This is a genomic window from Amycolatopsis sp. VS8301801F10 (genome assembly GCF_046195355.1).
Classification (GTDB): domain Bacteria; phylum Actinomycetota; class Actinomycetes; order Mycobacteriales; family Pseudonocardiaceae; genus Amycolatopsis.
In genome coordinates this window covers 2,666,977-2,678,666 of the sequence record NZ_CP176065.1, presented here as the reverse complement: position 1 = coordinate 2,678,666, position 11,690 = coordinate 2,666,977, and the positions used below count along the sequence as shown (strand labels likewise).

The window sequence follows — 11,690 nt, the reverse complement described above, 5'->3', positions numbered from 1 at the left end:
CCCCTTGACGAGGACGCGAAAAAGTTCTATTCGGCCGTAACGCTATCGGATGCCCGGCCGGGACGCGCGCAGACGCCCCGGCCGGTCGCCGTGAGCTTGCGGCTATCGGCCCGCGAGGAACGCGAGCAGATCGTGCCTGGTGACGACGCCCGCCGGCTTGCCGTCGATGAGCACCAGCGCGCCGTCGGCCCCTTCGAGCGCCTTCATCGCGGCGCTCACCTGCTCGCCGGCCCCGATCGTGGGCAGCGGCGGCGACATGTGCGTTTCCAGCCGGTCGGCCAGCTGGGCCTTGCCGGTGAACAGCGCGTCGAGCAGGTCGCGCTCGTTGACCGCGCCGACCACCTCGGCCGCCATCACCGGCGGTTCGGCGCTGACCACGGGCATCTGGCTCACGCCGAATTCCGACAGGATGGCCACCGCCTCGGCGACCGTTTCGTTCGGATGCGAGTGCACGAGGCTGGGCAGCGCGCCGGACTTGCGGGTGAGCACGTCGCCGACGGTCGCGCCGGAGGAATCCGGCGGGAGGAAGCCGTAGGACGACATCCAGGCGTCGTTGAACACCTTGGTGAGGTAGCCGCGGCCGCCGTCGGGCAGCAGCACGACCACGACGTCGTCCTCGGTCAGCCCCTCGGCGAGCTTCAGCGCGGCGGCCACGGCCATCCCGCACGAACCGCCGACGAGCAGGCCTTCCTCGGTCGCGAGCCGGCGGGTGATCTCGAACGAATGCGCGTCGCTGACCGGGATGATCTGGTCCGCGACGTTCCGGTCGTAGGTCTCCGGCCAGAAGTCCTCGCCGACGCCCTCGACCAGATACGGCCGTCCGGTGCCGCCGGAGTACACCGAGCCCTCGGGATCGGCCCCGACGACCTGGACGCGGCCGTCGCTGACCTCCTTCAGGTACTTGCCGGTGCCGGAAATCGTGCCGCCGGTGCCGACGCCCGCGACGAAGTGGGTGATCTTGCCGTCGGTCTGCCGCCAGAGCTCCGGGCCGGTGGAGTGGTAGTGGCTGGCCGGGTTCTCCGGGTTGGCGTACTGGTTGGGCTTCCAGGCGCCCTCGATCTCGCGCACGAGCCGGTCGGACACGTTGTAGTACGAATCGGGGTGCTCGGGCGCGACCGCGGTGGGGCACACGACGACGCGGGCGCCGTACGCGCGCAGCACGTTGCGCTTGTCCTCGCTCACCTTGTCCGGGCAGACGAACACGCACTGGTAGCCCTTGCGCTGGGCGACCATGGCGAGCCCGACCCCGGTGTTGCCCGAGGTGGGCTCCACGATCGTGCCCCCGGGGCGCAGTTCGCCGGACGCCTCGGCGGCCTCGATCATCCGCAGCGCGATCCGGTCCTTCACGCTGCCGCCCGGGTTGACGTACTCGACCTTGGCGAGCACGAGCGGCTTGAGCCCCCGCGTAAGCGAATTCAGCTTGACCAGCGGGGTGTTGCCCACGAGGTCCACGATGTGTTCTGCGTACTCCACGCGACCAGCCTAAACAGGCGGGGGGCGGACCGGCTAGCTCGGGATCAGCCGGAGGCCTCCGGGTGCGCGTCGGGGCCGCGGGCGGCGCTGGGCGAGGTCGAGCCTCCCCGGCGCAAACCTCAGGCAGCCACCAAGCCGCGCGTCGACACCGGGTTCGGCCCGAGGGCCGCCGCACGCCGATCCGTCTTCCCGTCCCGAAGGTCCGTCCCGGCCCGCAATGCCGTGCAGTACCGCTTAAGGGCCACCATGACCGGTTCTCCTCCCGTCTCGGGTTTCTCTCCTTGTGAATCTTGACCGAGTCTAGTGGTTTCGCCGTTATTCGGAAACACTCGATGGGACGAGCCGAAGCCATCCGTCGCTGCCCGGTTCTTCCGCCCAGCCGGGCGGCCAGGACCGTTTGTAGCCGGGCTTCGCGAGAGCACCGGCCAGACTCACCTCCGAGTTGACTCCGAATTCCGCATGTTTTTCGAACTGTGCGCCACGGAATACGTCGCCATTGACACCAAAAACCGCGCTTCGGAAGTCCGCGCGTTCGCGGAAGACGGCTTCGTGGAAATCGGCTTTGGAACGAAATTCCGTGTCGCGGAAGGTCGCGAATTCCTCGAACTCAGTTTGATAACAGACAATGGAACGGATTCGGCAGTGCGTGAGGGTCAGCGCGACGAGCCGGGCGCCGGAGAAGTCAAGATCGATGTCGGGCCAGTACGACCCCAGCGGCTCCGGCTCGCTGCCCGGACGCAAGTGCAGCATGAGGATCCGCTGCGCGGCCTTGCGGACCTGCAACTCCTCCGAGGAGCCTTCGGCAGCGGGTTCGAACGGCATCCGCAGGTACGCGCAGAGCACGTTGACGATGGTCTGCCGCTGGTCGGCGTGGCTTTGCGCGAGCCGTTCGAGCGCGTACAGCCCGGCCAGCCGGACCGGGGCCTTGTCGCTGCCCAGCTGGTCGGCGGCCTTGCCGTACATGTCGGTGATCCGGCGTTCGGTCGCGTCGTGGTCCTTCTGTTCCAGATCGAGTTCCGCGGACCGCTGCCGCCGCGCGGCGAGCAGGAGCGCGGCCGCGCCGCCGGTCCCGACGACGATGCTCGAGGCCGTGCGCAGCGCGTCGAGCCGCGACGAATCCGCCGGGGTGCCGCCGCCGAGCAGCCACAGCAGCAACGCCGCCGCGACGGCCGCGAGCAGCACGATGCCGGTCCCCCACCACGCGATCGTGCGCGTGGACAACACCCGGTTGCGCTCAGCCACGGCGGAAATCCTCCCACGGGAGCAAGGTGGTGCAGGTCGCCTTCGGCTTTCGAACCGACGCTGGAGGCGGCAAGATGATGAGCAACCGCTTAGTGCCGCCGACCCGAGGATGTGTCTGTCATGCCCGAAGCCGTCATCGTCTCCACCGCTCGCTCCCCGATCGGCCGTGCCGGGAAGGGTTCGCTGGTCGGGATGCGTCCTGACGACCTTGCCGCGCAGATGGTGCGCGCGGCGCTGGACAAGGTGCCCCAGCTGGACCCGGCCGACATCGACGATCTGATGCTCGGCTGCGGCCTGCCCGGCGGCGAGTCCGGCTTCAACATGGGCCGCGCGGTGGCCGTCGAACTCGGCTACGACCACCTGCCCGGCTGCACGATCACCCGGTACTGCTCCTCCAGCTTGCAGACCACCCGGATGGCGCTGCACGCGATCAAGGCGGGCGAGGGCGACGTCTTCATCTCGGCGGGCGTCGAGACCGTGTCGCGGTTCGCCAACGGCAGCTCCGACTCCTGGCCGGACACGCACAACCCGCTGTTCGCCGAGGCCGAGGCGCGCACCAAGGCCACCGCCGAGTCCGGCGCGGACAGCTGGCAGGACCCGCGCGAGAACGGGCAGCTCCCGGACGTCTACATCGCGATGGGCCAGACCGCGGAGAACCTCGCGCGGCTCAAGGGCATCACGCGCGAGGAGATGGACGAGTTCGGCGTGCGGTCGCAGAACCTCGCCGAGAAGGCCATCGCGGAGGGCTTCTGGGCCAAGGACATCACCCCGGTCACGCTGCCGGACGGCACGGTCGTGTCGAAGGACGACGGCCCGCGCGCGGGCGTGACGCTCGAGGGCGTGTCCGGGCTGAAGCCGGTCTTCCGCCCGGACGGCCGGGTCACCGCAGGCAACTGCTGCCCGCTCAACGACGGCGCGGCGGCTGTCGTGATCATGTCCGACACGAAGGCGCGCGAGCTGGGCCTGACGCCGCTGGCGCGCGTCGTGTCCACCGGCGTCACCGGGCTGTCGCCGGAGATCATGGGCTACGGCCCGGTCGAGGCGTCGAAGCAGGCGCTGTCCCGCGCCGGACTGTCCATTTCGGACATCGACCTGGTGGAGATCAACGAGGCGTTCGCCGCGCAGGTCATCCCGTCCTACCGCGACCTCGGCATCGACCTGGACCGGCTGAACGTCAACGGCGGCGCGATCGCGGTCGGCCACCCGTTCGGCATGACCGGCGCGCGGATCACCTCGACGCTGATCAACTCCCTGCAGCACCACGACAAGCAGTTCGGCCTGGAGACGATGTGCGTCGGCGGCGGACAGGGCATGGCGATGGTGCTGGAGCGGCTTTCCTGAGCTGGCTCGTGAGTGGCGATCACGGTTAGAACCGTGATCGCCACTCACGACACCCAACGGTCTGGCTCCCTAGCGCCTCCGGTCGGGGTTTCTCAGTAGCGTGACGGGCCGCCCGCGGATCAACGCGGACGGCCCTTTCACGTGCGGGTCAGTGCATCAGCACCGGCGGAGCGGCCTCGCCGGATTCCGTCGCCTCGGGCACCACGCGCTTCTTCGGCAGGAAGAACGCGGGCACCAGGCACACCGCGAGCAGGATCGTGCCCCACAGGAACGTCGTCGCGAACGATTCGCCCGCCAGACCGGCCGCGGCGTCGTGCGTGGCCGGGTTCATCGTGGCCGCGGTGGCGACCAGCTGGCCCTGGCTCGTCGGGACGCCGAACTTCCCGGCGAGCAGCGCCGCCAGGATGATCGACATCACCGCGGACCCGATCGCGCCCGAAGTCTGCTGCAGGATGTTCGTCGCGGTCGACGCCTTCGCCATGTCCTTGGATTCCAGCGTCTGCAGCGCGGCCGAGGTGATCGGCATCATCGTGCAGCCCATGCCGATGCCCATCACGAACAGCGCGGTCAGCAGCTGCCAGTACGGCGTGGTCGCGGTGACCTGGGTGAACACCACCATGCCCAGCGCGATCAGGACCAGGCCGGGCAGCACGATCCGGCGCGGCGCGATCTTGTCGGCGAGCCGTCCGGTGATCGGCATCGCCAGCATCGCGCCGAAGCCCTGCGGGGCCAGCAGAAGACCCGCGTTCAGCGCGGTCTCGCCGCGCACCAGCACGAAATACGTGGGCAGCAGCAGCATCGCGCCGAAGAAGCCGACGCAGAACACGGCCATGGTGATCATCGCGCCGGAGAACGACCGGTTCTGGAACAGCTTCAGGTCGATCAGCGGGTTCTCCATGGTCCGCGCCCGCAGCACGAACGCGACCAGCAGCGCGAGACCCACCAGCGCGGGCAGCCACACCTCGAGGTCGGCGACGGTGCCAGTGGACGGAATCCGCGAGACGGCGAAGATCAGCAAGGCCAGTCCCGGCGACACCATCAGCATGCCGAGGAAGTCGAACCGGTTGCCGGGTTCCGGGTTGTCCTTCGGCAGCAGCCGCAGCGCGAGCAGGAAGGCGATCAGCCCGATCGGGACGTTGATGTAGAAGATCCAGCGCCAGCTCACCGAGTCGACCAGCCAGCCGCCGAGGATCGGGCCGCAGATCGGGCCGAGCAGCATCGGCACGCCCAGCACGGCCATGACCCGGCCGATCCGCTGCGGACCGGCCGCGCGGGTCAGGATCGTCATCCCGGCCGGCATCAGCATGCCGCCGCCGAGGCCCTGCACGACGCGGAACGCGATCAGCGATTCGACGTTCCAGGCGATCCCGGCCAGCATCGAGCCGACCAGGAAGGTGCCGATCGCGAGCAGGTACAGCCGTTTCGTGCCGAACCGGTCGGAGGCCCATCCGGTGACCGGGATGACCGTGGCCAGCGCCAGCATGTAGCCGGTCGCGACCCACTGGATCGTGTCGAAGGACGTGGTGAACTGGATGGTGAGCTTCTGGAGCGCTACGTTGACCACGGTGGTGTCGAGGATCGCCATGATGGCGCCGAGCACCACCACGGAAGCGACCTTGAGCACTCCCCGGTCGAGTTTGTCACCGGCATCCGGCGCGGCCGGAGTCGCGGGTGCGGACATGCGGAACCCCATCTGTGAGTGGTGAAGCGCAAGCCCGCGGCGCGACAATACGACCGCGGTTCCCCCTTGCGCGCGCTCCAGACTAGCCGAGCGGCAAACGGGGACGCAGTCCTTTTCGCTTCCGGAGGAAAACCGTGGGGACTTTTCGCGCGGTCGCGATGACCTGCGAAAAGTCCCCGCCGGGTCAGCAGATACTGTCCGTGCGCGAAGGGTTGCCCAAACCGAACAACGGACGCAGTTTCAGCCCGATCCAGGTGCCGAAAAGCGCGAACGCGCCCCACAGCCAGCCGTGCAGGCTGCCGACGGAAATGCCGCCGAGGTACGCGCCGATGTTGCAGCCGTTCGCCAGCCGCGCGCCGATGCCCATCAGGATTCCGCCGAGCACCGCGGCGACGGCGGTGCGCCACGGGATCGAACTGTGGATCTTCCACGCGCCCGCGGCCGCGGCGGCGACGAACGCGCCGATCATGATGCCGATGTCGGTGAGGCTCGTCTTGTCCTGCCAGATCGGCTTGGACAGCGACGCCGCGTTCGCCTTCAGCCGCCAGAACTCCCACTGCTCCGGGTGCAGGCCGAACACCTGGAGAATTTTCGCGCCCCACAGGCTGAACGCGCTCGTGACGCCCCAGATGCCGCCGGACACCAGGTACACCGCGCCGGCCAGCACGCCGAGCACGACCGCGCCGACGAGGATCGGCCAGGAACCGCGGAAGATCCGGGCGAATCCGCGCGCGGTCGGCACGGTGTCGACCGGCGGCGGCACGCGGCGCTTCTGCACGACGCGGGTCGCGAGGACGATCGCGACGAGCACGGCGATGGTGATGGCCCACGACCCGAACCAGCCGACGTGGTCCGACAGCAGGAATCCGGAAACCTGCGGCCAGCCGGTGAAAAGCGGGTAACCCCAGGTGTAGAGGACCGAACCGGTGATGAAACCGCCGAGGGTCAGCACGATCGTCGACTGCCCGGCCCCGACCGCGAACAGCGTCCCGGACGCGCACGCGCCGCCGAGCTGCATGCCGATCGCGAACAGCGTGGCCCCGACGAACAACGCGAGCCCGATCGGCCCGACGTTCGCCACCGGCAGCGGTTTGCTGCCGAAGAGGCCCGCGCCGGTGCCGCAGATGAGGGCGATGAGCGTCGCGGCCGTGCCGAGCAGGAGGGTGTGCGCGCGAAGGCCCTGGCCGTTTCCGACGGCGATCAGCTGCCGCCAGGCGGACGTGAACCCGAAGCGAGAGTGGAAAAGGGCGAGGCCGAGCAGCAGCCCCAGCACGAGCAGGACCCCGAACTTCGCGCCGTACGCGGCCCAGACGTAGGCGGTCAGCCCGACCGCGAGCACCGCGGCGACGGCCAGCGGGACGACCTTGACCGGCTCCTCCGGTTTAGCCGCCGGAGCCGCGCACGAGGTGGGGAAATCGAGCAGTTTTCGCTCGTCGACAGGGGAATCGGTGGTCGCCACCACGTCTCCTGGGGGTGTCGGGGATCAACGGGACCCGCCCGGAAGCGGACGGCGATCCACGTTAGGTCCCGGTGAGGCCCGGACGCAGCTTGTCTCACGGAGTGCGACGAACGGCCGAAACTCCGGCGTCCGGACGGCCCCTTTGTACCGCCCCGGTCAGCTCTTGATGCAGATGACTTCCTCCGGTTCGGAGTACCAGCGGACCGCGGTCGAACCGCTGCCTTCGCACGCCGAACGGTCCGTCGTGCCGGGCACCAGCTTGACGATTTCCGCGTTCTTCTGCGGGTCGGTGCAGGGGACCTTCTGGTAGGTCGTGGTGGCGGTCTGGAGCCCGGAGAGGCAATCCCCTTGCTGGACGTTGGGGATGAGGCAGAGCACGCGGTGGTTCTTGCCGCCGGTGGTGTAGCGGTAGTAGTCGCCGCGCGGGCAGGTGCCGCTCCGGTTGGCGCGCGCGACCGCGACCTTGACGTTCGCTCCCGGGTCGGCGCAGTCGACCGTTCGCGTCGTCGTGGTCGAGCCGGACTTCTCGATGTGCATGCAGTCGCTCGCGTGCGTGTTGCTGGTCGAGTTGCCGAACGCGAAGATGCCGACGACGACCCCCGCCGCCACGACCACCACCGCCACGGCGATCAGCACCACGGTCCGGGTCGGGAAGTTGCGCTTCGGGCTCTGCTGGGGCGGCATCCCGCCGGGGCCGTAGTGCTGCTGGTACGGCGACGGGCCGGGCTGTCCGTAGCCCGGCTGCGGTCCGTGCCCGTGCGGGGGAACGCTCACGTAATGCCTCGCAAACCCGAAAGAAGATTCCGACCGGGCACATCCAACACGACGGCCGCCGGGGCTCGCAGAGGTTCGGGGCAGAAAAACAGAAAAGGCGCTCCGCGTAACGCGGAGCGCCCCTTCCCGGGAAACCTGCGCGAGAAGCTAGTCGCGCAGGTAAGACAGCAGACGCAGGATCTCCAGGTACAGCCACACCAGCGTGGTCATCAGGCCGAACGCGGCGTACCAGGCCCACTTCGACGGCATGCCGGCGCGGATCATCTTGTCGGCCTGGTCGAAGTCGAGCAGGAAGCTGAACGCGGCGATGCCGATGACCACCAGGCTGAACACGATGGCGAGCGGGCTGCCGTCGCGCAGCGGGTTGAAGCCGAAGAACACCGCGGTGATCAGGTTGACCAGCATCAGGATGGCCACGCCGGCGACCGCGCCGACGATCCACTTGGTCAGCTTCGGCGTGACCTTCACCGCGCCGGTCTTGTAGACGACCAGCATCGCGACGAACACGCCGGCGGTGCCGATGAGCGCCTGCAGGGCGATGCCCGGCAGGAACACCTCGAACAGCCCGCTGAGCGCACCGAGGAACAGGCCCTCGGCGCCGGAGTAGACGAGCGTGAGCGGACCGCTCGGCTTCTGCTTGAAGATGATCACGAGCGACACGACGAGGCCCACCACGAGCCCGCCGATCAGCGCGCCGAGGAGCGGACCGCTCGGCGAAAGCCTGCCGAGGGAGTCGCGCACGAGCTGGGACTGCGCCCAGATCGCGGTGAGCACGCCGACGACGAGCGCGACGCCGAGCGACATGCCGGTCTTGATGACGACGTCGTCGACCGTCATCGGACGGTCGGCGGAGGCGGTGCCCATCTGGCCGGGGCCGTAACCCGGGACGCCGCCTTGCCCCTGCGGCTGGCCGTAGGGCTGGTCGAAGCCGACGTTCGGCCCGTACTGCCCGGTCGCGGCCGCGCCGCGCGGGAGATTGCGGAACGCCGGGTTGCTGCTGGAACGCACCTGTCCTCCTGGACTTTCTGGCACCTTGCATCGGGTTCAACGACCGCGGCGGCTCGCTGGTTCCCGTTCGGGTAAAGCCGATTTTACTCATCACCCGCACGGGTGGGGCGACCCCCGTTACGGCCACCGTAGGCGATGAAGGTCACGACCGTTCACCGCAGGTCACCCGATGGTCTCTAGACAACTCCCCCGCTGACCCGCGAACCTTCACCTCGCGTGTCCGGGAAGTGACCGAACGCGTGTCGGGGAGTTGTTCGATCAGGTGAACTGCGAGGACGCCGTTCCGGCGTCGGCAGGCACGTCGAAGGAGCCAACACACCATGGGGTGGATCTCACGCCCGCGCGCTCGCTGGCGCGCGGCCACCGGGCTGGTCGCGACCGCACTGCTCGGCGCACTCTCCGTAACCGCGCTGGGGGCGACCCCGGCCTCGGCCGACGACCCTCCCAAGCCCACGGAACACATCGGGCACACGGTCACTCTCGCGAACGAGCACACGGACTGGCTCGGCACTTACCAGGTGAACGGCAAGGACGTGTTCTGCGTCAGCTTCCACCTGAAGGCGCCGAACAGCAACGAGGCGTACAAGCCGGGCGACGAACTTCTGACGAAGTGGGGCACGAAGCTGCCCGCCGACGTCGCGGCCAACATCTCGTACCTGCTGCTGCGCTATGGCAATACCCAAAACAACGACGAGGCCGCCGCGCTGGCGCATCTGCTCCACTCGTGGACCGCCCCGTCGCGCACGCCCGGCGACACCGATCCGAGCCTGCCCAAGAAGGACGTCGCCTATCCCGAGAGCGACTACCTCGGATACCTCAAGAAGGCTTCCCAGGCCGCGGCCGACGACGTAACCAAGATGAAGGCTGAGGCCGAAGCCAACCGCGGGCCGTGGACCGCGTCGGTGACCGCGCCGAAGGGCGACCAGCACCTCGGCCAGCCCGCGAACTGGACCGTCACGGTCAAGAACTCCAAGGGCAAAGGCATCCCGGACGTGCCGGTGAAGCTGACCGCCACTGACGGGACTATCGGCCAAGCGGACAAGCAGGCGGACACGGAGAAGGCGTCCGACTCTTCGTCCGGCAACTCCGCGCCCCAGGCCCCGCAGAAAGACACGACGCTGAAAACCGACGCGAACGGCACCGTCACGGTGAAGGTAACGCCCACCGGCGACCAGCCGAAGCTCGCCGCGTCCTTGTCCGCACCGGCGGACAAGCCGGTCGTGCAGAACCCGGTCAACCGCAACGGCGAAGTGCAGAACGTCGTCGGTACCGGCGGTGAAAAGCAGCTGACCGCCCAAGGCGTCGTCGCGGTGGCGAAGCCGGGCAAGGTGCAGGTCACCAAGACCGACGCCAAGACCGGCAAGGGCATCGGCGGCGCGACGCTGCGCGTCACCGGCAAGGACCGCAAGACCGCGGCCACCGGTCAGGACGGCAAGCCGCTCACCGGGCCCGACGGGCAGCCCGCGGTGGTCACCACCAGCGGCGAGAACGGCACCGCGACCGTCGAGAACCTGCTGGCCCCGCAGGAGGTCTGCGTGGTCGAGGTGAACGCGCCGCCGGGCTACACCAACGCGTTCGACCCGAACAACCCGCCCGCCGCGTGCGGGTCGCTGACGCCGGGCGGCACACTTGCGCTGACGGTGGCCAACACCCCGAACGAAGTGCCGCACGCGATTCCCGCCGGCGACCTGCCGGTGACGATGGCCAAGGGCACGGTCGAGACGAGCTTCTCCACCGCTGGCATCGCGGGTCTCGCGGCGCTGGTGCTCGTCGGTTCGGGGCTGGTCGGGTTCGCCGCTCGGCGGTCGGCCCGGCGGTAAGCGAAAGCAGCAAGGGCACATGACCGGAAAAGGACGGCTGATCGGCGGGTTCGTGCTCGGCGCGGCAAGCGTGCTGGCAGTGGAACTCGCGACGGTCGTGATCAGTTCTCCGCCGACGACGGTGGTGGCCGGGAGCGCGTCCCCGGCCACCACCGCCGTTCCGGCGCCTTCCCCGCAGCAGCTGGCTCCCGCGCCGCCGCCGTCGTCGAGCAGTTCGGCGCCGCCTAGTAGTTCAGCGGCAGCGCCGCCCGCCGCGCCCGCGGAGCATCGGCAGGCACCGGAACCGGGACCGCAGGCGCCGGGCACGATCCGGTTGCCCGGCGGCGGCACCGCGGCGATGGTGCGCCAGGACCTCGGTCCGGGCAACACGCTTCCGGTGCCTTCGGACATCGGGCAGGCGGCGTGGTGGGGCGCGGAGCTGGACGCGGTCAGCGGCGCGAGCGTGTTCGCCGGCCACGTGAACTGGCGCGGGGCGACCGGGCCGTTCTCGGAACTGTGGAGCGAGCGCATCGGCGGCGTGGTGACGATCGTGGACCGCGCGGGCAAGACGAGCCGGTACCGGATCTCGCAGCTGGTCACCGTGCACAAGAACGACCTGCCGAGCCGCGCCGACGATCTCTTCGGGCAGGCCGGCCCGCACCGGGTGGTCCTGGTGACCTGCGGAGGGCGCTGGATCGGCGGGAGCGACGGGTACGAGGAGAACCGCGTGGTGATCGCGGACCCGGCGTGAGGGGTCCCCTCATCCGCCGCTGAAGCCGCGCGAGGGGTCCCTTCGCGCAGTTTCTGGCGCACCCGCCGCTCGCGGAAATCCGCCGCCACCTGCGGAACTCCTTGCCGACGCTAAGTTACTTGCGAGTAACATCACCCTGCCGCGTTGTGGCCCGCGCGGCGT

9 protein-coding genes are annotated in these 11,690 nt (G+C 69.3%); 3 read left to right on the top strand and 6 right to left on the bottom strand.

Going from position 1 to position 11,690, the window contains the following annotated elements; all coding sequences use genetic code 11:
• Nucleotides 1-102 precede the first annotated feature (102 nt).
• Nucleotides 103-1,473, bottom strand: coding sequence for a cystathionine beta-synthase (locus F9C11_RS12975; protein ID WP_409185113.1), 1,371 nt, complete (start codon nucleotides 1,471-1,473; stop codon nucleotides 103-105).
• Between the two features lie 315 nt (nucleotides 1,474-1,788).
• Entirely contained in the window at nucleotides 1,789-2,715 is a 927-nt protein-coding gene (locus F9C11_RS12970; protein WP_409185112.1) for a pentapeptide repeat-containing protein, read from the bottom strand.
• Between the two features lie 120 nt (nucleotides 2,716-2,835).
• Between F9C11_RS12970 and F9C11_RS12965 the strand changes: the two genes are divergently transcribed.
• Nucleotides 2,836-4,056, top strand: coding sequence for an acetyl-CoA C-acetyltransferase (locus F9C11_RS12965; protein WP_409185111.1), 1,221 nt, complete (start codon nucleotides 2,836-2,838; stop codon nucleotides 4,054-4,056).
• 148 nt (nucleotides 4,057-4,204) lie between these two features.
• Here F9C11_RS12965 and F9C11_RS12960 read toward each other — a convergent pair whose 3' ends face one another.
• From F9C11_RS12960 to F9C11_RS12945, 4 genes are all read right to left on the bottom strand, one after another.
• Nucleotides 4,205-5,737, bottom strand: coding sequence for a DHA2 family efflux MFS transporter permease subunit (locus F9C11_RS12960; protein WP_409185110.1), 1,533 nt, complete (start codon nucleotides 5,735-5,737; stop codon nucleotides 4,205-4,207).
• Nucleotides 5,738-5,921: 184 nt separating this feature from the next.
• A complete protein-coding gene (locus tag F9C11_RS12955; RefSeq protein WP_409185109.1) occupies nucleotides 5,922-7,199 on the bottom strand; it encodes a YeeE/YedE family protein in 1,278 nt (425 codons plus the stop codon).
• Between the two features lie 153 nt (nucleotides 7,200-7,352).
• Nucleotides 7,353-7,970 (bottom strand): hypothetical protein, encoded by a 618-nt coding sequence (locus tag F9C11_RS12950; protein ID WP_409185108.1) that lies wholly within the window; start codon nucleotides 7,968-7,970, stop codon nucleotides 7,353-7,355.
• A 147-nt stretch (nucleotides 7,971-8,117) separates the two neighbouring features.
• Complete coding sequence (locus F9C11_RS12945; protein ID WP_409185107.1) at nucleotides 8,118-8,978, bottom strand: Bax inhibitor-1/YccA family protein; 861 nt, start codon at nucleotides 8,976-8,978, stop codon at nucleotides 8,118-8,120.
• A gap of 320 nt (nucleotides 8,979-9,298) precedes the next feature.
• On the opposite strand from F9C11_RS12945, the gene F9C11_RS12940 reads away from it, so the two are divergent.
• Complete coding sequence (locus F9C11_RS12940) at nucleotides 9,299-10,798, top strand: collagen binding domain-containing protein (RefSeq protein WP_409185106.1); 1,500 nt, start codon at nucleotides 9,299-9,301, stop codon at nucleotides 10,796-10,798.
• 19 nt (nucleotides 10,799-10,817) lie between these two features.
• Complete coding sequence (locus F9C11_RS12935) at nucleotides 10,818-11,528, top strand: class F sortase (protein ID WP_409185105.1); 711 nt, start codon at nucleotides 10,818-10,820, stop codon at nucleotides 11,526-11,528.
• The last annotated feature ends 162 nt before the right edge of the window (nucleotides 11,529-11,690 follow it).